This is a genomic window from Caulobacter sp. GW821-FHT12A07, from assembly GCF_058807655.1.
This window is the reverse complement of record NZ_JBXAQX010000009.1, coordinates 157,756-178,028: the sequence shown is the minus strand read 5'-3', so window position 1 is coordinate 178,028 and position 20,273 is coordinate 157,756. Positions and strand designations below refer to the sequence as shown.

The 20,273-nt window shown below is 69.3% G+C and carries 17 protein-coding genes; 12 read left to right on the top strand and 5 right to left on the bottom strand.

The window, feature by feature from the left end; translation table 11 throughout:
- Positions 1-15 precede the first annotated feature (15 nt).
- The 5 genes from phoU to AC1RRS_RS18450 form a co-directional block, all read right to left on the bottom strand.
- Positions 16-708, bottom strand: a complete 693-nt coding sequence (gene phoU, locus AC1RRS_RS18470; RefSeq protein ID WP_110121099.1) for a phosphate signaling complex protein PhoU — start codon at positions 706-708, stop codon at positions 16-18.
- 23 nt (positions 709-731) lie between these two features.
- Positions 732-1,574, bottom strand: coding sequence for a phosphate ABC transporter ATP-binding protein PstB (pstB, locus tag AC1RRS_RS18465; RefSeq protein ID WP_370444041.1), 843 nt, complete (start codon positions 1,572-1,574; stop codon positions 732-734).
- Between the two features lie 55 nt (positions 1,575-1,629).
- Entirely contained in the window at positions 1,630-2,943 is a 1,314-nt protein-coding gene (gene pstA, locus AC1RRS_RS18460; protein WP_487291914.1) for a phosphate ABC transporter permease PstA, read from the bottom strand.
- Positions 2,936-4,378, bottom strand: coding sequence for a phosphate ABC transporter permease subunit PstC (gene pstC, locus AC1RRS_RS18455; protein WP_487291913.1), 1,443 nt, complete (start codon positions 4,376-4,378; stop codon positions 2,936-2,938). Before pstC ends, pstA begins: the two co-directional genes overlap by 8 nt.
- Positions 4,379-4,480: 102 nt before the next feature.
- The gene (locus tag AC1RRS_RS18450; protein ID WP_492856366.1) at positions 4,481-5,938 is read right to left on the bottom strand and encodes a sensor histidine kinase; all 1,458 of its coding nucleotides are present in this window, start codon (positions 5,936-5,938) and stop codon (positions 4,481-4,483) included.
- Between the two features lie 242 nt (positions 5,939-6,180).
- Between AC1RRS_RS18450 and AC1RRS_RS18445 the strand changes: the two genes are divergently transcribed.
- From AC1RRS_RS18445 to AC1RRS_RS18390, 12 genes are all read left to right on the top strand, one after another.
- Positions 6,181-9,417, top strand: coding sequence for an autotransporter domain-containing protein (locus AC1RRS_RS18445; protein WP_492856365.1), 3,237 nt, complete (start codon positions 6,181-6,183; stop codon positions 9,415-9,417).
- 204 nt (positions 9,418-9,621) lie between these two features.
- A complete protein-coding gene (locus tag AC1RRS_RS18440; RefSeq protein WP_492856364.1) occupies positions 9,622-11,091 on the top strand; it encodes an OprO/OprP family phosphate-selective porin in 1,470 nt (489 codons plus the stop codon).
- 264 nt (positions 11,092-11,355) lie between these two features.
- The gene (locus tag AC1RRS_RS18435; RefSeq protein WP_492856363.1) at positions 11,356-12,384 is read left to right on the top strand and encodes a sulfate ABC transporter substrate-binding protein; all 1,029 of its coding nucleotides are present in this window, start codon (positions 11,356-11,358) and stop codon (positions 12,382-12,384) included.
- A 115-nt stretch (positions 12,385-12,499) separates the two neighbouring features.
- Positions 12,500-13,543, top strand: a complete 1,044-nt coding sequence (locus AC1RRS_RS18430) for a sulfate ABC transporter substrate-binding protein (protein WP_492856362.1) — start codon at positions 12,500-12,502, stop codon at positions 13,541-13,543.
- 171 nt (positions 13,544-13,714) lie between these two features.
- Positions 13,715-14,824: a photosensory histidine protein kinase LovK gene (lovK, locus tag AC1RRS_RS18425; RefSeq protein ID WP_492856361.1), complete on the top strand. Its 1,110-nt coding sequence runs from the start codon at positions 13,715-13,717 to the stop codon at positions 14,822-14,824.
- 15 nt (positions 14,825-14,839) lie between these two features.
- The gene (locus AC1RRS_RS18420) at positions 14,840-15,304 is read left to right on the top strand and encodes a response regulator (protein WP_492856360.1); all 465 of its coding nucleotides are present in this window, start codon (positions 14,840-14,842) and stop codon (positions 15,302-15,304) included.
- Positions 15,304-15,612 (top strand): SemiSWEET family sugar transporter, encoded by a 309-nt coding sequence (locus tag AC1RRS_RS18415; RefSeq protein ID WP_487291904.1) that lies wholly within the window; start codon positions 15,304-15,306, stop codon positions 15,610-15,612. The genes AC1RRS_RS18420 and AC1RRS_RS18415 overlap by 1 nt, the downstream gene beginning before the upstream one ends.
- A gap of 59 nt (positions 15,613-15,671) precedes the next feature.
- Entirely contained in the window at positions 15,672-16,586 is a 915-nt protein-coding gene (gene argB, locus AC1RRS_RS18410; protein ID WP_487291903.1) for an acetylglutamate kinase, read from the top strand.
- Positions 16,587-16,722: 136 nt separating this feature from the next.
- The gene (locus AC1RRS_RS18405; RefSeq protein WP_492856359.1) at positions 16,723-17,382 is read left to right on the top strand and encodes a pyrimidine 5'-nucleotidase; all 660 of its coding nucleotides are present in this window, start codon (positions 16,723-16,725) and stop codon (positions 17,380-17,382) included.
- A gap of 1 nt (position 17,383) precedes the next feature.
- Positions 17,384-18,229 (top strand): 2,3,4,5-tetrahydropyridine-2,6-dicarboxylate N-succinyltransferase, encoded by an 846-nt coding sequence (gene dapD, locus AC1RRS_RS18400; RefSeq protein WP_487291901.1) that lies wholly within the window; start codon positions 17,384-17,386, stop codon positions 18,227-18,229.
- 5 nt (positions 18,230-18,234) lie between these two features.
- Positions 18,235-19,527, top strand: a complete 1,293-nt coding sequence (locus AC1RRS_RS18395) for a leucine-rich repeat-containing protein kinase family protein (RefSeq protein WP_492856358.1) — start codon at positions 18,235-18,237, stop codon at positions 19,525-19,527.
- Between the two features lie 40 nt (positions 19,528-19,567).
- The gene (locus AC1RRS_RS18390) at positions 19,568-20,020 is read left to right on the top strand and encodes a DUF805 domain-containing protein (RefSeq protein WP_492856357.1); all 453 of its coding nucleotides are present in this window, start codon (positions 19,568-19,570) and stop codon (positions 20,018-20,020) included.
- Positions 20,021-20,273: the final 253 nt, after the last annotated feature.

Here is a 20,273-nt window from a genome sequence, read left to right as displayed (position 1 = left end):
CGGCCCTCCAGAGGCTTACTGAGCGATCACGTCGAGCTTGGGACGCTGGGAGATGATCTCCTCGCCCGTCAGCTCGAAATGGATGTTCTCGGCGATATTCGTCGCGTGGTCGCCGATGCGCTCGAGGTTCTTGGCCACGAACAGCAGGTGGGTGCAGGCGTTGATCGTGCGCGGGTCGCCCATCATGTAGGTCAGCAGTTCGCGGAAGATCGAGTTGTAGTGCTCGTCGACTTCCTCGTCGCTGCTCCAGACGCTGATGGCGCGCTGCACGTCCGAGGCCGTGTAGGCGTCGAGCACGTCCTTCAGACGGCCTTGCACCAGGCGGCCCATGCGCTCGATCGAGCGGGTCAGGGCGCTCATCGGCTCGGCGTCGTTGAGGATCAGGGCGCGCTTGCCGATGTTCTTGGCCAGATCGCCGCAGCGCTCGAGGTTCATCGAGATCTTCAGGGCGGCGACGGCGTGGCGCAGGTCCACGGCCATCGGCTGGCGCAGGGCGATCAGGCGGAACGCCTTGCGCTCGATCTCGACCTGCAGGGTGTCGAGGCGCTCGTCACGGCCGACCACGCTCTGGGCGAGGCCCGCGTCGCGACGGGCGATGCACTCGATGGCGTCGGCCACCTGGGCTTCGGCCAGGCCGCCCATGCGGGTGACCTCGGCCGTCAGGTGGTTCAGCTCTTCGCCGTAGGATTTGACGGTATGCTCGGTCATGTCCTGTTTCCTTCCGCCTGCGCTTAACCGAAGCGGCCGGTGATGTAGTCCTGGGTGCGGCTGTCGCGAGGATTGGTGAACATCTCCTCGGTCGGACCGCTCTCGACCAGCTTGCCGAGGTGGAAGAAGGCCGTCTTCTGCGAGACGCGGGCGGCCTGGGCCATCGAGTGGGTCACGATGACGATGCAGAACTGGCTGCGCAGCTCGTCGATCAGCTCCTCGATCTTGGCCGTGGCGATCGGGTCCAGCGCCGAGCAGGGCTCGTCCATCAGGATCACTTCGGGCGAGACGGCGATCGCGCGGGCGATGACGAGACGCTGCTGCTGGCCGCCCGACAGGCCGGTGCCCGGCTGATGCAGGCGGTCGGCGACCTCGTTCCACAGGCCGGCCTTCTTGAGGCTGCTCTCGACGATGGCCTCGAGCTCGTCCTTGCGGGTGGCGATGCCGTGGATCTTGGGACCGTAGGCGACGTTCTCGAAGATCGTCTTCGGGAAGGGGTTCGGCTTCTGGAACACCATGCCTACGCGCGAGCGCAGCACCACCGGGTCGACGCTCTTGGCGTTGACGTCGGCGCCGTCGATCTCGATCGCGCCCTGCACCCGGGCCGACGGGATGGTGTCGTTCATCCGGTTGATGCAGCGCAGGAAGGTCGACTTGCCGCAGCCCGACGGGCCGATGAAGGCGGTGACCGACTTGGCCGGGATGTCCAGCGCCACGTCGAACAGGGCCTGCTTGTCGCCGTAGAAGACGTTGACGTCGCGGGCGCGGATCTTGAAGTCGCGGGTCTCGACCACGCCGTGGCCTTGCGGCACGGCGGTGTGGATGACGGGCGCGGCGACGCCGCCGTCGCGGTTCTGGGTGGGCATGGCGTGTCCCTGGACGAGGGCGAGAGCGTTGGGGTTGGTGACGGTCATATGGATCCTACCACCGGCGTTCGAAGCGGCGGCGCAGGATGACGGCCGCGGCGTTCATGACGATCATGAAGATCAGAAGGACGAGGATGGCGGCGGCGGTGCGCTCGTGGAAAGCCCGCTCAGACGCGTTCTCCCAGATGAACACCTGCACCGGCAGCACGGTCGAGGCGCCGGTGAAGCCTTCCGGCACGCCGGGCACGAACGAGACCATGCCGATCATCAGCAGCGGGGCCGTTTCGCCCAGGGCGTGGGCCAGCGACAGGATGGCGCCGGTCATCACGCCGGGCATGGCCAGCGGCAGCACGTGGTGGAACACGGTCTGGGCGCGGGAGGCGCCGACGCCGAGGGCGGCTTCGCGGATCGAGGGCGGCACCGCCTTCAGCGCCGAACGGGTGGCGATGATCACGGTCGGCAGGGCCATCAGGGCCAGCACCAGGCCGCCGACCAGCGGCGAGCTGCGCGGCACGTGCAGCCAGTTGATGAACAAAGCGAGGCCCAGCAGGCCGTAGACGATCGAGGGGACGGCCGCGAGGTTGTTGATGTTGACCTCGATGACGTCGGTCCAGCGGTTCTTCGGCGCGAACTCTTCCAGGTAGACGGCGGCCATCACCCCGACCGGCACCGCGATCAGGGCGGTGATGATCAGCATCAGGGCCGAGCCGACCACCGCGCCCAGCACGCCGGCCTGTTCGGGCTCGGTCGAGTCGGACTTGGTGAAGAAGCCGAAGTTGAAGCCGCCCTTGACGGCGCCGCTCTTCTCCAGCTGGTCCAGCCAGCCGAGCTGCTGGTTGTCGAGCTTGCGGTCTTCCTCGGCGGTCGCGCGCTTGATCTCGCCCTTGTAGTAGAGGTCGGCGTCGGCCTTGACCGGACCGGTGACCTCGATGGTCTTGCCGATCACCGACGGGTCGGCCTTGATCTTGTCGAGCAGCTGGAAGCCGAGATCGCGCGAGACCAGGTCCATGACCTTGCCCGACGTGGTGCCCAGGTCGTCGTCCTGGATGTTCAGCTTCTTCATCACCGCTTCGGCGACGATGTAGTCGTAGTTGACGCCTTCGAGCGCGGTGCGGTCGATGCGGTCCGGGTTCAGGTAGACCGGCACGCTGATCGAGTGGGTCTCGAAGGTGGTGTAGCCCTGGGCGACGATGCGGCCCACCAGCACGACCAGGAAGATCATGGCCACGACGATGGCGGCGATGCCCTGGGCCTTGAACCACATTTCCGAGCGGTAGCGCTTCTTCAGGCGGGCTTCGGCGGCCGAGAGCGTCGCGCGGGGGCCCTGCCCGTGCGGAGCGGCGCCGGCGGTGATGGCGGCGTCAGTCATATTGTTCCCGATACTTCTGGACGATGCGCAGGGCGATGATGTTGAGCGCCAGGGTCACGACGAACAGCGTCAGGCCCAGGCCGAAGGCCGAGAGGGTCTTGGGGCTGTCGAACTCCTGGTCGCCGGTGAGCAGGGTGACGATCTGCACGGTCACGGTGGTGACGGTGTCGAGCGGGTTGACGGTCAGCTTGGCCTGCAGGCCCGCGGCCATGGTCACGATCATGGTCTCGCCGACGGCGCGGGACACGGCCAGCAGCATGGCGGCCATGATGCCCGGCAGGGCGGCCGGCAGGATGACCCGCTTGACCGTCTCGGACTTGGTGGCGCCCATGGCGTAGCTGCCGTCGCGCAGGGATTGCGGCACGGCGTTGATGATGTCGTCCGACAGCGAGGAGACGAACGGGATCAGCATGATCCCCATCACCACCCCGGCCACCAGGGCCATCTGGTTCTGGACTTCCATCAGGTACTGGCCGACGCCGTCCAGCGGGCCGCCGATCAGGACCGCGCCGATGGCGTTGAAGCCGGCGCGGAACAGCGGACCCACGGTCAGGGCGGCGAAGAAGCCGTAGACCACGGTCGGCACCCCGGCGAGGATCTCGAGCAGCGGCTTGATCGTCGAGCGCAGGCCGCGGCTGGCGTATTCCGAAAGGTAGATCGCCGAGTAGAGGCCGACGGGCGCGGCCACCAGCATGGCGATCAGCATGATCAGGAAGGTGCCGGCGAAGAGCGGCACGGCCCCGAAGGCGCCCGACGAGGCCACCTGGTCGGCGCGCATGGCGATCTGCGGGCTCCACTCGGTGCCGAACAGGAACGACAGCGGGTTGACGCTCTGGAAGAAGCGCCAGCTTTCCCAGACCAGCGACAGCACGATGCCCAGGGTGGTCAGGACGGCGGCGACCGAACAGGCGATCAGCAGGCCGTTGATCCAGCCTTCCACCCGGTTGCGGGCGCGGAATTCGAGACCCACACGCGGCAGCGCCAGCAGCACGCCGATCAGGGCCACCAGCGAGGCCAGGCCGATCGTGCTGTAGCGCACGATGGCGTTGATCTTGCGGGACTCGGCGACCTTGGCGTCGAGCGCGGTCTTCAGCTCGCCCTCGTAGACGACCTCCGACGGCGCTTCCTTGGCCGAGATGGCCCGGGCGTCGCTGAAGAAGACGTCCTGGCGGTCGGGCGTCAGGGCCGAGACGGCCGCCGGACGTTCGGCCTGCAGGACCGCCTCCTCGAGACGGCCGCCGAACACGGCGCCGAGCAGCAGCAGGAGGGCGGCCGGAGCGCCGGCCCAGAGGGCGGCGTAGGCGCCGTAATAGTTGGGCAGCGAGTGGAGGCGCACCGAAGCGCCGCCGGCCGCCTTGAGCGCTCGGCCCCGACCGAGCAGGAACGCCGCCAGCGCGAACAGCGCCAGGAAGAGGAGCGAGAGCCAGGTCAGCATGCGTGAAGCGGTCTTGCGCGTAGGATGCGAGCACGGCGCCCGTTGCGCCGCCCCGCCCGTGACCGATCTATGCCGGGCGGGCGCCGACCTTATGCGACGTTTCTACGACAGTTTTACGACACCGCCCGGCCCGACCCCGTCAACTGTGGCCAAGTCCTTGTCGGGCAAGGTTTTGGCCATCGGCAGATAGACCCCGAAGGTCGCCCCCTCGCCCTGGGTCGACTCCACGTGCAGGCCGCCGCGGTGGCGATTGACGATGTGCTTGACGATGGCCAGGCCCAGGCCCGTGCCCGAGCGGTCGCCGCTCTTCTGGCCCTCGACGCGGTAGAAGCGCTCGGTCAGGCGCGGCAGGTGCTCGCGGGCGATGCCCGGCCCCTTGTCGCCGACCCGCAGGCCCGCGAACAGCGACTCCGACTCCGAATGGTCGGGGGTCAGCAGCGACAGCCGCGCGGCGGACGGGTCGCGCGGGGCGACGGCCGTGGCCGGGGTCAGGCCGGGGAAGATCTCGACCCGCACGACGCCGTCCTTGGGCGTGTACTTGATGGCGTTGTCGACGAGGTTCTGGACCACCTGGACGATCTGGTCGCGGTCGCCCTCGACCACCGCCGAGCCGCGCGGCGGCAGGATGGCGTCGAAGCTGACCTGCTTGTCGCGCGCCTGCGGGGCCAGGGCGTCGATGACGTCCTGGGCGGCCATGGCCAGGTCGACGCGGCCGGCCGGGGCGATGTGCTCGTTCAGCTCGATGCGCGACAGGCTCATCAGGTCGTCGATCAGCCGCGACATCCGCTCGGCCTGGGCCTGCATGATGCCGAGGAACTTGTCGCGGGCGCCCGGATCCTCCTTGGCGTGACCGCGCAGGGTCTCGATGAAGCCCGACAGCGAGGCGAGCGGCGTGCGCAGCTCGTGGCTGGCGTTGGCCAGGAAGTCGGCGCGGGTGCGCTCGCTGCGGCGCACGTCGGTCTCGTCGCGCAGCACCAGCAGGGCCAGCTGCGAACCGCGATCGTCGCGGCCCAGCGGCCGGGCGTGGGCGGTCCAGTCGCGGCCCTGCGAGCCGACGCCGGTCCATTCCACGGTGCGCTCGACGCCGCCGAACAGGCTTTCGTCCACCGCCTCCAGCACCTGGGGGCTGCGCACGGCGGTGACCAGCAGGGCGCTTTCCCGGATGCGGAAGCGCTCGCGGGCGGCGGCGTTGGCGAAGACGAAGCGGCGGCCGGTCAGGTCGTCGGCCTCTTCGGCGGCGATGACCATCAGCGGCTCGGGCAGATTCTCCAGGATCACCGCGAAGGGCGGGGCCCGGTCGGCGATCGCGGCGGCCGGGACGGCGACCAGCGAGGCGTCCTCGATCAGGCGGCGCAGGCGGCGCAGCAGGAAGATCCCGCCGCCGCCCAGCAGCACCGCGGCCGGCAGGGCCACGCCCGGCTGGGCCGCGCCCAGGGCGGTCATGGCCACAAGAGCGACCGGCCCGCCGGCGATCGCCGTCCAGGCCCCGGCCCACGCGCCCGCCAAGGGGCCGCCCCAGCGGTCCGGCGCGACCGGCGAAGGGGGGGAGACGGTGGGCATGGCGGGGGTCCGGGCTCCATCTGGCGGGGCGGGCCTCGAACGGCCCGACGGGGGGACCAAGGCTCGTAGGCCAGTTTTGTGACGAAGCGATGATTCGTCGAAGCAGATATGGCGCCGCCCGATCTCATGGGATAGACGGGGAACCCCTAGATGCGTGTCGGTCGCGGTGTTCACCGCAATTTCGCCGCAACCTGACGCAATCTCGGGGGCAGAGGGTATTCTCCTTAGGGTGGTCGGTTCGTATGCAGCGCAAGGTCCTGGTCGCGACGGTCGCGGCCGCTCCTCTGATGGCCATGGCCTTGGCCGCGCAGGCCGAGACCGTCATCAATTCCGAACGGACGACCCCGATCGCCACCGGTTCCGCGGGGACCGGCGGCGCGGCCGACGATGTCAAGATCGACACGGGCGGCACGATCAAGCTGACGGCCTCCGGCGCGCTGGTGACGCTGAACAGCAACAATAAGGTCACCAACACGGGCTCGCTGACGACCCAGGGCGTCAATGATTCCACGGGCATACTGATCAGGGGCGGCACGACCGGCACGGTCACCCAGACCGCCACGATCACGCTCGACGAGGACTACACCGCCACCGACACCGACTCGGACGGCGACATCGACGGCGCCTTCGCGCTGGGCCAGAACCGCTACGGCATCCGCCTGACCGGCCCCGGCGCCTTCACCGGCGACATCCTGGCCACCGGCGGCTCCATCACCATCGAGGGCAACAACTCGGCCGGCATCTCGCTGGAGAGCGCCCTGGTCGGCAACCTGACCAACGGCGGCTCGATCGCCGTCACCGGCAACAACAGCTACGGCGTGCACGTCGCGGCCCCGGTGACCGGCAAGGTCACCATAAACGGCGGCGTCAGCACCGTCGGCCAGAACTCGGTCGGCGTGGCCATCGACGGCGACATCACCGGCGCCTTCGTGGTGCAGGGCGGCGTCAGCGCCACCGGCTACCGCTACACCAGCCGCCCCTCCGACAAGACCGTGCGCGACAAGCTCGACGCCGACGACCTGCTGCAGGGCGGTTCGGCCGTCCGCGTGGCCGGCAACGTCACCGGCGGCGTGCTGCTCGACATCCGTCCGGCCGACAACGACACCACCAAGACCGACGAAGACGGCGACGGCGTCGAGGACGCCTCGGAAGGCAGCAGCGCGCTGACCGTCTACGGCGCCGCCCCGGCCCTGCTGGTCGGCTCCGACACCCGCGCGATCACCGTCGGCGCGGTCGGCACGGGCGACAACGCCTATGGCGTGATCGCCAAGGGCTCGATCACGGCCAACGGCCTCTATGACGGCGTGACGGCCACCGGCGTGCAGCTGGGCGGCAACGCCGGCCAGGCGACCAACATCGCCGGCGGCTTCCGTTCGGACGCCTCGATCACCGCCCAGGCCTACGAGGCCAACAGCACCGCCATCCGGGTCACCGCGGGCGGCAACGCCCCGACCATCTGGAACAAGGGCACGATCGTCGCCTACAGCGTCTCCGAAGGCGTGTTCGACGCCCGCGGCGTGGCCATCGAAGCCGGCGGCGGGACCAACACCCTGCGCAACGCCGGCGTGATCAACGCGACCATCGTCGGCGAAAAGGGCACGGCCTACGGCGTCATCGACTATTCGGGCGGCCTGACCACGATCGAGAACACCGGCTCGATCATCGCCTCGATCTCGCCCACGGACGACGATCTCGACACCGACGACAGCGACACCGACGCCAGCAACGAGACCATCACCGGCAAGGCGGTGGCCATCGACGTCAGCCGCAACACCACCGGCGTCACCCTGACCCAGAACGGCGTCAACGACGGCGACGACGGGGCCGACGGCGTGGCCGACACCGACACGGACGGCGACGGCGTCGACGACGCCGACGAGCCGGCCATCATCGGCGCCATCCGCTTCGGCTCGGGCGCCGACACCTTCAACGTGCTGAACGGCACCGTGGTGGGCGACATCTCGTTCGGCGACGGCGCCGACGTGTTCCGCATCGACGGCGGCGCGGCCGTGATCGGTTCGATCAGCGACAGCGACGGCCGGCTGGACGTTACCATCGGCAAGGGCTCGCTGGGCCTGACCAAGGCCGAAACGATCAACATCACCAGCCTGAGCCTCGGCGCCGAGAGCAAGCTGGTGTTCACCGCCGATCCGTCGACCTCGACCAACACCCGCCTGGTGGTGTCGGGCGCGGCCAACGTCGCCAGCGGCGCGCAGCTTGGCCTGCGCCTGACCAGCCTGCTGAGCGCCCCGACCTCGTACACGGTGATCACGGCCGGTTCGCTGACCAGCGGCGCCCTGGGCCAGAGCCTGCTCGACGACGCGCCCTACATGTACGTCGCCAGCAGCCGCGCCGACGCCAACAACGTCTATATCGACGTGCGCCGCCGCACGGCCGCCGAGATCGGCATGGCCCGCTCGGGCGCGGCCGCCTACGACGCGATCTTCAACGCCCTCAGCGGCGACTCCGACGTGGCCGGCGCCTTCCTGGGCATCAGCGACCGCGGCTCGTTCCTGAACCGGTACAACCAACTGCTGCCGGACCAGGGCGAGGGCATGTTCGCCACCCTGCAGACCGTCACCCAGCAGATCTCGCAGGCCACCTCGATCCGGCCCGATCCGGGCGACCGCTACGGGCCCGACAGCATCTGGGTCCAGGAAATCAACGCCCTGGTCCGTCGCGAAGACGGCCCGACCCTGGGCACCGACACCCAGGCCTTCGGCTTCGTGGCCGGCTACGAGGCGATGGGCGACGCGGGCGGCGCCCTGGGCGTGACCCTGGCCTACACCGCCCTGGAAGAGCACGACACCGTCGCCCAGGTGGGCGAGCAGACCACCTCGTCGCTGGTCCAGACGGGCGTCTACTGGCGCCGGTCGGTGGGTCCCTGGCGGTTCAACCTCGGCGGCGGCGTCGGCTATGGCTGGTTCGACAGCGACCGGGTGTTCCTGGTCGACGCCAACGGCGACGGCGTCTACGAGGAAAAGCGCAAGGCCAGCAGCGACTGGGGCGCCCTGACCGCCAACGCCTTCGCCGGCACGGCCTACGAAGTGAAGTTCGGCCGCTTCTTCTCGCGTCCGGAAGCGCGCGTCGACTACACCTACCTCAACGAGTCGAGCCACGACGAGACCGGCGGCGGCAAGGTGATGGACAACGAGATCGGCCGGCGCAAGTGGAGCAACCTCAGCGGCGACGTGGGCGTCGTGCTGGGCGCCGAGTTCGGCCGCGACGTCTGGGTGCGCCCGGAAGTCCGCGTCGGCTACCGCAAGACCCTGGCCGGCAAGCTGGCCGACACCGTCGCCACCCTGAACGGCCAGACCTACGTGCTGGAGCCGTTCGACGACAAGGACGGCGCCCTGACCCTGGGCTTCGCCCTGCGAGCCGGCACGGCGATGTCCTATGTGGCGCTGGAAGGCACGGCCGAAAGCACCAAGCGCCAGAAGCGCTACAACGTGAAGCTCACCGGCCGGACGATGTTCTAGGCGCCGTCCGCCTAGGTGGAGAAGAGGGCCTCGCACAACGTGCGGGGCCTTTTTCATAAGGGCTTTGCGGCCAACTTGGCGACAATCCGCCGCAGCTGTCGCGGCCTTGCCGGCTCGCCACGCTAAAGGTCCGTTTAAGGACTAATATTAAGGCTGTTCCCATCGATAACAGACGGCGGCCCTGATCGCCGTGAGGGGAAGACCTTGACCATCCATCGCTTCGCCCGGGGCGCCGCCGCCCTGGCCGGCGCCGCGACGCTCGTCGTCGCCGGCGGCGCTCACGCCCAAGTTCCGTCAAATGGGGCTGCTCCCGACCAGCAGGCCCGCATCGAGGCCCTGGAGGCCCAGCTGGCGGCTCTTCAGAAGCAGATCGCCGAGATCAAGACCGCGACCGCCGCGGCCCCGAAGGCGGCCCCCGCCGCCGCCACCCCCGCTCCGACCGCGACCGTCAGCATCGCCGGCGGCCGTCCGACCATCGCCTCGACCGACGGCGCCTTCAGCGCCACCCTGCACGGGGTGATGCAGTTCGACACCGCCCACTACTTCCAGGACAAGGGCCTGCCGGCGGTGATCGGCAACGGCCGCGACCTCAACAGCGGCAGCAACTTCCGCCGCGCGCGCCTGGGCATGGACGGCAAGGTCTTCAAGAACTTCGACTACAGCGTGCTGCTCGACTTCGGCGGCGCCGGCACCGACGGCTCGGGCGTGCTGCAGGAGCTGTTCCTCCAGTACAACTACGCGCCCTTCAAGGTGCGCGTCGGCGCCTTCGCCCCGAACGTGGGCCTGGAGGACGCCGGCTCGACCAACGGCTCGCTGTTCGCCGAGCGCCCGGCGATCTCGGAACTGACCCGCGGCCTGGCCGCCGCCGACCGCCGCTACGCCCTGCAGGTGCAGACCGGCGGCGAGCGCTGGCTGCTGTCGGCCGCCGCCACCGGCGGCAAGACCGGCGACGCCCAGACCTTCGACGAGCAGCAGGGCTTCGTGGCCCGCGCCGCCTTCCTGCCGGTCAAGACCAAGGACTGGATCGTGCACACCGGCCTGGGCGCCGGCTACATCGTCACCCCGGCCCAGACGGCCGTCGGCGGCGCCTATCCGCTGACCCTGACCGAGCGTCCGGAACTGCGCGTCGACGGGACCACCCTGGTCACCACCGGCGCCATCGACGCCGACAACCTGCGCCACGTGGGCGTGGAATTGGCCGTGCAGCACAAGAACCTGCTGATCCAGAGCGAGTACTTCGACATCGCGCTCGATCGCCGCAACCCGGCGGCCGGCGTCAGCGATCCGAAGTTCGGCGGCTGGTACATCGAGGGCGGCTGGGTGCTGACCGGCGAGAGCCGCCGCTACAACGGCTCGACCTTCGCCTTCGACGCCCCGTCGATCGCCAACCCCTTCGACCCGAAGGCCGGCAAGTGGGGCGCCTGGGAACTGGCGGCGCGCTATTCGGTGCTCGACCTGAACCACCACGAGACCGCGACCCTGGCGGCCGACCGGGTGCGCGGCGGCGAGCAGACGATCTGGACCGCCGGCGTCAACTGGTTCCCCAACTCGGTGACCAAGTTCTCGCTCGACTATCTGGACGTCGACGTGGATCGCCTGGATCCGGCCGGCGGGACCGTGGCGCTGAGCCAGGGCTACCAGGCCGTCAACCTGCGCAGCCAGTTCGCGTTCTAGGTTTCTCTCTAAACTCCCGTCATTCCCGCCCTTGTGGCGGGAAACCCTGGGTCCGCTCGTAGGGGCAGAGCAAGCGGCGTGCTAAGCACGCCGCCCCATCCGCACCTGCGGCTGACAGAGGGGTTCCCGCCACAAGGGCGGGAATGACGGGCGGATAGGAGAGACTGCTCCCCCGCCCCTTTCTGATCCCGCCTTCAGAAACATTCGCGCGTACAACGGGAGCGAGATCGGCCAAGGTTTCGGCGTTATCCCAGAGGACGCCCGATGACCCTGCCCCGCCCGCTTTCCCGCCGAGACCTGTCGATCGGCGTCGGCGCCGTAGCGGCGGCCGCGCCGCTGGGCGCCCTGGCGCAAGGCCCCAAGGTCGTGACGCTGCTGAACGTCAGCTACGACCCGACCCGCGAGCTCTATCAGGAGATCAATCCGGCCTTCGCCGCCTACTGGAAGCGCCGGGTCGGCCAGACGCTGGACATCAAGCAGAGCCACGGCGGCTCGGGCAAGCAGGCCCGCTCGGTGATCGACGGGCTGCAGGCCGACGTCGTCACCCTGGCCCTGGCGGACGACATCGACCAGATCGCCGCCCGCGGCCTGATCGCCAGGAACTGGCAGTCGCGCCTGCCCAAGAACTCGGCCCCCTACACCTCGACGATCATCTTCCTGGTCCGCAAGGGCAACCCGAAGGGGATCCGGGACTGGGGCGACATCGTCAAACCCGGCGTCGAGATCATCACCCCCAACCCCAAGACCGGCGGCGCGCCGCGCTGGGCCTATCTGGCGGCCTGGGCCTGGGCGCTGAAGCAGAAGGGCGGCAACGACGCCAAGGCCCGCGCCTTCGTCCAGCAGCTCTATCGCCAGGTGCCGGTGCTCGACAGCGGCGCGCGCGGCTCGATGACCACCTTCGCCCAGCGGGGCGTCGGCGACGTGCTGCTGACCTGGGAGAACGAGGCCCACCTGGCCCGCGACGAGTTCGGGGCCGACAAGTTCGAGATCGTCTATCCCTCGCGCTCGATCCTGGCCGAGCCGTCGGTGGCCGTGGTCGACAAGGTGGTGCAGCGGCGCGGCACGCGGCTGGTCGCCGAGGGCTATCTGAACTTCCTCTACAGCCCCCTGGCCCAGGACATCATCGGCAAGCATCACTACCGCCCGCGCGACCCGAAGGCGGCGGCCAAGTACGCCGCCAAGTTCCCCGACATTCCGCTGGCGACCATCGACCGCGACTTCGACGGCTGGGCCAAGGCCCAGGCCCGGCACTTCGCCGACGGCGGCGTCTTCGACCAAATCTACCGGCCTTGAGAGTCTTCTTGGGCGTGAAGTCTACCTGGACAATAGGATATAGCGCCTGACGTCAGGTTCGTGCGTTATCCGCATGCACCGCCACGGACATCACCCGAGACAGAGCGACATCGCCATGACCACCGCCTTGAAGTCTCCCACCCGCCGCGGCCTGCTGGGCGCGGCCGGCGCCGCCGCCTTCGGGGGTTCGACCCTCACGGCCGGCCAGGCCCTGGCCCAGCCCAAGCCGCTGACCCTGCTGAACGTCAGCTACGACCCGACCCGCGAGCTCTACAAGCAGATCAACGTCGCCTATGCCGGCTACTGGAAGAAGAAGGTCGGCCAGACCCTGACCATCAACCAGAGCCACGGCGGCTCGGGCAAGCAGGCCCGCTCGGTGATCGACGGCCTGGAAGCCGACGTCGTCACCCTGGCCCTGGCCTACGACATCGACGAGATTTCCGACCGCGCCAAGCTGCTGCCGGCCAACTGGCAGTCGCGCCTGCCGCAGAACTCCACGCCCTACACCTCGACCATCGTGTTCCTGGTCCGCAAGGGCAACCCCAAGAAGATCAAGGACTGGGGCGACCTGGTGAAGCCGGGCGTCGACGTCATCACGCCGAACCCGAAGACCTCGGGCGGGGCGCGCTGGAACTACCTGGCCGCCTGGGCCTGGGCGCTGAAGCAGAAGGGCGGCAACCCCGCCAAGGCCCAAGCCTACATCACCGACCTCTTCAAGCATGTGCCGGTGCTCGACACCGGCGCCCGCGGCGCCACCACCACCTTCACCCAGCGCGGCATCGGCGACGTGCTGCTGGCCTGGGAGAACGAGGCCTTCCTGGCGCTGGAGGAAATTCCGGGCCAATTCGAGATCGTCGTGCCGTCGATCTCGATCCTGGCCGAACCGCCGGTGGCCGTGGTCGACAAGAACGTCGACCGCCACAAGACCCGCCTGGCCGCCGAGGGCTATCTGCGCTTCCTGTACAGCCCGCTGGCCCAGGACATCATCGCCCAGAACCACTACCGGCCGCGCGACGCCAAGGTCGCGGCCAAGTACGCCGCCAAGTACAAGAAGATCCCGCTGGTGACGATCGACAACACCTTCGGCGGCTGGCGCAAGGCCCAGGCCACGCACTTCGCCGACGGCGGCGTGTTCGACAAGATCTACCAGCCGAAGTAAGGCGCTGAACCCAATCGGGTCAGAAAGCTTGACCTTTCAAGGCGCGGCGGTCCCCCATGGGCCGCCGCGTTTTGCGTTTCAACGCCCAAGCTCGGTCGGGAACCCGACTATCGACCGGGCGTTCAGGCCTCACGGGGCGTACCAATAACAAAAGCCGGGGTCGGGCTCAGGATGACGGATTATCTGAAGTCGCAGCGGGCGAGCGATCAGCTCGCGGCCGAGCACGGCATCGACGACCCCTTCGCCGCGGCGATCCGGGCCACCCGCATGGCGATGATCGTCACCGACGCCACCCAGGCCGACAATCCGATCATCTTCGCCAACGACGCCTTCCTGCGGCTGACCGGCTATGCGCGTTCCGAGGTGATCGGCCGCAACTGTCGCTTCCTGCAGGGCCCAGACACCAGTCCGGTTTCGATCGCCGAGCTGCGCGGGGCCATCGCCGACGGCGACGACATCGCCATGGACATCCTCAACTACCGCAAGGACGGCAGCAGCTTCTGGAACGCGCTGTACCTGAGCCCCGTGCGCAACAAGCAGGGCCAGATCATCTACTTCTTCGGCTCGCAGCTGGACGTCAGCGACAAGAAGCAAACCGAGCAGCACCTGCGCGAGACCCGCAGCGACCTGGAGCTGGCCGTCGAGGCCCGCACCCGCGAACTGACCCTGGCCCTGGAGCAGAAGACCGCCCTGCTGCACGAGGTCGACCACCGGGTGAAGAACAACCTGCAGCTCATCTCGTCCCTGCTGCTGCTGCAGAACCGCCGCGAGAAGGATCCGGCCCTCAAGCACAGCCTTCGCGGCATGCTGGAGCGGGTGAACGCCATCGCCACCGTCCACCGCCGGCTGTTCCAGAGCGAGGACGTCGAGCGCTTCGACGTCTCGGCCTTCGTGCGCGACCTGGTGTCGGACATGACCGGCTCGGCCAACCGCGAGGAGATCCGCGTGCGGCTGGACCTGGAGCGGGTGGACGTGGCCGCCTCGAAGGCCGCGCCCCTGGCCCTGGTGATCAGCGAACTGTTCTCCAACGCCCTGCGTCACGCCTTCCCCGACGGTCGCGCCGGCGAGATTTCGGTATCGATCACTCGCCAAAACGGCGACTTCCGGATCGAAATCGCCGATGACGGCGTTGGTGTGTCTGAAGGGGCCCGGACTTCGGGTTTCGGACTGACCATCGTCCAGCTGCTGTGCCAGCAGTTGAAGGCGCGGTCCGAGACCACGGACGCCGGACCCGGAACGCGCGTCGTCGTACACCTGCCCGTCAACGGCGCGCACCACTGAGGAAGTAGCTTACCCATGGCCGGGCGTGCGTTGGATGTGCTGATCGTCGAGGACGAGGTCCTGCTGGCCACCGAGCTGGAGTTCCTCGCCCAGGAAGTGGGCTACCACTCCGTGGGCCTGGCCATGAGCTCGGACGAGGCCGTGGACCTGGCCAGGTCGCTGCATCCCGACCTCGCCCTCGTGGACGTGCACCTGCAGGACGGCCCGACGGGCGTCGAGGTGGTGCGCAGGATCCATGACGACTGCGGCTGCGTGGCCCTGTTCATGACCGCCAACGTCAAGCGCCTGCCGGACGACTTCGCCGGCGCCTGCGGGGTGATCGGCAAGCCCTATTCCGAGCACGGGGTGAAGACCGCCCTGGCCTATCTGGCCGTCTGCCTGGAAGAGGACCGCGCGCCGGGCCTGCCGCCGGTGGGGCTGGAACTGGCCCCGGCCTTCGCCGCGCGCTGGGGCCTGACCGAAATGCCGCGCTCGGCCTGATGGCCGCCTCGCCGCTCGCCGTCCCATCTGTCGCCGTGATCGTCGGGACCGCCGCGGCTCTGCTGTCGATCACCAGCTTCGCCCCGCAGATCGTCAAGATCGTGCGCGAGAAGGACGCCTCTTCGGTGTCGCTGCGGACCTATGTGGTCACGGTCGCGGGCTTCTCGTGCTGGCTGGCCTATGGGCTGATGATCAAGGCCTGGCCGGTGGCGGCGGCCAACCTGGCCTGCCTTGCGATGTCGGCCGCCGTGCTCGCCTTGAAATGGCGCTATGGCCGCCAAGGGGACCACGAAGACGTCAAAGGGTGACAGGGGGGGCGGGGTCCGCTATCGAGGCCCGCCTAATTTCGCGCACCAGGACCACCGCCTTGACCGAAGTCGCCGAGGAAGCTGGCTGGGCCACCGCCAAGACTCTGGCCGAAGCCCTGCCCTACATCCAGATCTACGACCGCGAGACGGTGGTGATCAAATACGGCGGCCACGCCATGGGCCAGGAAGAGGTGGCCAAGCTGTTCGCCGCCGACGCCGTGCTGCTGAAGCTCTTGGGCGTGCACCCGGTCGTGGTTCACGGCGGCGGCCCGCAGATCAGCCGCATGCTCGACAAGGCCGGCGTGAAGTCGACCTTCGTCGACGGCCTGCGCGTCACCGACGAGGCGACGATGGAAGTGGCCGAGATGGTGCTGTCGGGCGCCATCAACAAGGAAATCGCCAACTGGATCACGCTCGCCGGCGCCGAAGCCGACGTGCGCGGCGTGGGCCTGTCGGGCAAGGACGCCCGGCTGATCACCGCCGAGAAGGTGACCCGGACCCGCAAGGATCCCGACAGCAACATCGAGCAGGCCGTCGACCTGGGCTTCGTGGGCGAGCCGACCAAGGTCGACCCCCACCTGATCCAGGCCCTGCTGAGCTCGGAAACCGACTACATCCCGGTGATCGCCCCGATCGGCGTGTCCGAGCAGGGCGAGACCTTCAACATCAACGCCGACACGGTGGCCGGAGCGCTGGCGGGCGCCCTGAAGGCCAAGCGGATGCTGATGCTGACCGACATCAAGGGCGTGCTCGACGCCAATGGCGAGCTGATCCGCGAGATGACCCTGGACCAGGCCCGCCAGCTGATCGCCGACGGCGTCGCCACCGGCGGCATGATCCCCAAGCTCGAGAACGCCATCCACGCCGTGGAGAGCGGCGTCGAAGCCGTGGTCATCCTCGACGGCCGCCGCCCGCACGCCATGCTGGTCGAACTGTTCAGCGAGCACGGCGCGGGCACGCTGATCTCGAAATGATTTCAGAGAACCTCCCCCTGTGGGGGAGGAGGCCCGCAGGGCCGGAGGGGGGCCGTTTTCAGCCGCCGCCGCGCCTAGGGTTCTCCCCCCTCCGATCGCTCCGCGATCGCCTCCCCCACGGGGGGAGGTTCCAGTCATGAGCGCCGACCTCACCCACGTCGACACCTGGCTGTTCGACCTCGACAACACCCTCTACCCGGCCGAGACCGAGTTCATGGGGCTGATCGAGGGTCGCATGACCGACTTCGTCGAGCGCTACACCGGACTTCCCCGCGAGGAAGCCCGGGCGCTGCAGAAGAAGTACTATATGGAGCACGGCACCACCCTGGCCGGGCTGATGACCTATCACGGCATGGACCCCTCCCAGTTCCTGGAGGAGGTGCACGACGTGTCGCTGGACAACCTGGTCCCCGACCCGGCCCTGCACGCGGCGATCGACGCCCTTCCCGGCCGGCGGCTGGTGTTCACCAACGGCTCGCTGGGCCACGCCGAGCGGGTGCTGGGGCATCTGGGCCTGCGCGACCTGTTCAGCGAGATCTTCGCCATCGAGACGGCCGACTACATCCCCAAGCCGTCGCTGGCGACCTTCGACAAGATCACCAAGCTGCACGCCATCGATCCGCCGACCACGGCCTTCTTCGAGGACAGCGAGAAGAACCTCGTCCCGGCCGCGCGCATCGGCATGACCACCGTGCTGGTCGGCGCCCACGCGGCCGCCTCGACCTCCGAACACGTCCACCATCGCACCAACGACCTCGCCGGGTTCCTGAGCTCGGCGCGCCTGAAGGAAGCCTGACATGACCGCCCTGACCTTCGCCGATCTGCAGACCGAGATCGAAGCCGCCTGGGAGGCCCGCGACGGCGTCTCGACCGCCACCGCCGGCCCGGTCCGCACCGCCGTGGAAGAGGCCCTGCTGCTGCTCGACAGCGGCAAGGCCCGCGTCTCGGAGAAGATCGACGGCGAGTGGACCACCCACCAGTGGCTGAAGAAGGCCGTGCTGCTGTCGTTCCGCCTCAACCCCAACACCGTGATGCGCGCCGGCTCGCTGGGCGGCGGCGTCGGTCCGTGGTGGGACAAGGTGGCCAACAAGTTCGACGGTTGGGACGCCCCGCAGTTCGAGGCCGGCGGCTTCCGCGCCGTGCCGGGCGCCATCGTGCGTCGCGGCTCGCACATCTCCAAGAACGTCATCCTGATGCCGTCGTTCGTGAACATCGGCGCCTTCGTCGACGAGGGCACCATGGTCGACACCTGGGTGACGGTCGGCTCGTGCGCCCAGATCGGCAAGCACGTCCACCTGTCGGGCGGCGTCGGCATCGGCGGCGTGCTGGAGCCGCTGCAGGCCAACCCGACCATCATCGAGGACAACTGCTTCATCGGCGCCCGCTCGGAAGTGGTCGAAGGCGTGGTCGTCGGCGAGGGGAGCGTGCTTTCGATGGGCGTCTACCTGTCGGCCTCGACCAAGATCGTCGACCGCAAGACCGGCGAAATCCACATCGGCAAGGTGCCGCCCTACAGCGTCGTGGTGCCGGGCAGCCTGCCCGACAAGAACGGCGGCCCGAGCCTGTACTGCGCCGTGATCGTCAAGACGGTCGACGCCCAGACCCGCTCGAAGACCTCGATCAACGACCTGCTGCGCGACTGATCCGCGTGACGGGGGCGGCGAACAAGACCCTCGCCGCCCTGCGCGCCGGCGAACTGGCCGGGGCGCGCGAGCTGGACCTCTCCGGCGCGGAACTCACCGAGTTCCCGCCGGAGATCTTCGGCCTGGCCGACACGCTGGAGGCCCTGGACCTGTCCGGTTCGCGGCTGTCGACCCTGCCGCCCGACCTGGGGCGGCTGAAGCGGCTGCGCTTCCTGTTCTGCTCCTATTCGCCGTTCCGCCGCCTGCCCGGGAGCCTGGGCGACTGCGAGGCCCTGAGCCAGGTCGGCTTTCGCGACTGCGGCCTGGAAGAACTGCCCGCCGAGGCCCTGCCGCCCCGGCTGCGCTGGCTGACCCTGACCAACAACCGGCTGACGTCCCTGCCCGCGGCCCTGGGCGAGCGCCCGGCCCTGCAGAAGCTGATGCTGGCCGGCAACCGGCTGGACGCCCTGCCCCAGGGCCTGGCGCGGGCGCCGAACCTGGAGCTGCTGCGCCTGTCGGCCAACCGCTTCGAGGCCATGCCCGGCTGGCTGGCCGAACTGCCGGCGCTGGCCTGGCTGGCCTGGGCCGGAAACCCCTTCGACACCGGCGACGACACGACCTCGGGCCCGGTCGCCTGGCGCGAGCTGGCGGTGGGCAAGGCCCTGGGACGCGGCGCCTCGGGCGACGTGTTCGAGGTCGCCTGGAACGGCCAGGGGACCACCAGGCCTGCCGCCCTGAAGCTGTTCCGCGGGACCATGACCAGCGATGGTTTGCCCGAGCGCGAGATGGCCGCCTGCCTGGCCGTGGGCGAACACCCGAACCTGACCGGCGCCCTGGGCCGCGTGGTCGGGCATCCGGACGGCGCCGAGGGCCTGCTGATGCCGCTGCTGCCGGACGGCTGGCGCGTGCTGGCCGGCCCGCCCAGCCGCCAGACCTGCAGCCGCGACGTCTACGCCGCCGATTTCCGCCTGCCGCTCGACGTCGCCCGGCGCCTGGTCCGCGACGTCGCCGCCGGGACCGCGCGGCTGCACGAGCGGGGCCTGAGCCACGGCGACCTCTACGCCCACAACGTGCTGTGGGACGGGGAAACCGGCGCGGCCGTGCTCAGCGACTTCGGCGCGGCCGCCTTCCTGCCGCCGGGCGAGGAACGGCGCTGGTCGGCGCTGGACGTGCGCGCCTTCGGCCTGCTGCTGGGCGAGGTGCTGGACGGGGTCGAGGGCGAGGTCCCAGCCGCCCTGCGCGCCCTGGAGGCCGCCTGCGTGCAGCCGGACGGCGGCGCGCGGCCGTCAATGGACGAGGCGCTCGCCGCCCTGTCCTGAACCCTTTCGAAAAGCGGCGGATCAAGCTCTAGTAGCGGCCATGTCGAGCCTCGTCGCAAAGCTGAAGCCGTTCTTCTCGCTCAAGGGCCGGGCCGCCCGGCTGGAATACTGGCGGGTGCAGGTCGTCCAGATCGCCCTGGCCGCCGTGGTCATGAGCCTGGTGGTGCTGGCCACCCGCATCGGCGGCTGGCTGGGGGCGGTTCCCTGCCTGCTGTTCCTGCCCATCCTGGCCGCCGGGGTCTGCGTGGCCGTGCGCCGCCTGCACGACCGCGGCAAGGCGGCCTGGTGGATCCTGATCTTCGCCGTCGGCCCCTACGCCCTGACCGCCCTGGCCGCCGGCCTCTACGAAGGCGGCGGCCCCAACGGCGCCGAACTGGCCGCCCCCCTGCTCGGCCTTGGCGCCTTCGCCCTGTCGATCTGGGCCTGGGTGGAGCTGGGCTTCCTGCGCGGCACCAAGGGCGAGAACCGGTATGGGGCGGAGCGGCGGGCCTGAGCCCTTCCTATTTCTCCCCGTCAATCCCGCCCTTATGGCGGGAACCTCCACCGCTACCGACGCTGTGAGCGGGCGCCATGAGGGTTCGCAAAGGGCGGTGAGCGCGCTTCGACCCCCTCTCTCATGGAGAGAGGGAGGGGCCCGCGCCGCAAGGCGTGGGAGGGTGAGTGGGTAGGCGAAGCCCCCCGACGATCTTGGCGCTGTTGCAGGCGATGTGCCGGCACGCCGGCTGAAGGTGTAACCACTCACCCTC

Bases quoted from the DNA above. Each gene is read 5' to 3' on its own strand.
- AC1RRS_RS18415 (WP_487291904.1), top strand. From the start codon at position 15,304: ATGGCCGCCTCGCCGCTCGCCGTCCCATCTGTCGCCGTGATCGTCGGG.
- pstC (WP_487291913.1), bottom strand. From the start codon at position 4,378: ATGCTGACCTGGCTCTCGCTCCTCTTCCTGGCGCTGTTCGCGCTGGCG.
- AC1RRS_RS18420 (WP_492856360.1), top strand. From the start codon at position 14,840: ATGGCCGGGCGTGCGTTGGATGTGCTGATCGTCGAGGACGAGGTCCTG.
- AC1RRS_RS18450 (WP_492856366.1), bottom strand. From the start codon at position 5,938: ATGCCCACCGTCTCCCCCCCTTCGCCGGTCGCGCCGGACCGCTGGGGC.
- lovK (WP_492856361.1), top strand. From the start codon at position 13,715: ATGACGGATTATCTGAAGTCGCAGCGGGCGAGCGATCAGCTCGCGGCC.
- AC1RRS_RS18445 (WP_492856365.1), top strand. From the start codon at position 6,181: ATGCAGCGCAAGGTCCTGGTCGCGACGGTCGCGGCCGCTCCTCTGATG.
- phoU (WP_110121099.1), bottom strand. From the start codon at position 708: ATGACCGAGCATACCGTCAAATCCTACGGCGAAGAGCTGAACCACCTG.
- pstB (WP_370444041.1), bottom strand. From the start codon at position 1,574: ATGCCCACCCAGAACCGCGACGGCGGCGTCGCCGCGCCCGTCATCCAC.
- AC1RRS_RS18390 (WP_492856357.1), top strand. From the start codon at position 19,568: ATGTCGAGCCTCGTCGCAAAGCTGAAGCCGTTCTTCTCGCTCAAGGGC.
- AC1RRS_RS18405 (WP_492856359.1), top strand. From the start codon at position 16,723: ATGAGCGCCGACCTCACCCACGTCGACACCTGGCTGTTCGACCTCGAC.
- AC1RRS_RS18435 (WP_492856363.1), top strand. From the start codon at position 11,356: ATGACCCTGCCCCGCCCGCTTTCCCGCCGAGACCTGTCGATCGGCGTC.
- AC1RRS_RS18430 (WP_492856362.1), top strand. From the start codon at position 12,500: ATGACCACCGCCTTGAAGTCTCCCACCCGCCGCGGCCTGCTGGGCGCG.
- pstA (WP_487291914.1), bottom strand. From the start codon at position 2,943: ATGACTGACGCCGCCATCACCGCCGGCGCCGCTCCGCACGGGCAGGGC.
- dapD (WP_487291901.1), top strand. From the start codon at position 17,384: ATGACCGCCCTGACCTTCGCCGATCTGCAGACCGAGATCGAAGCCGCC.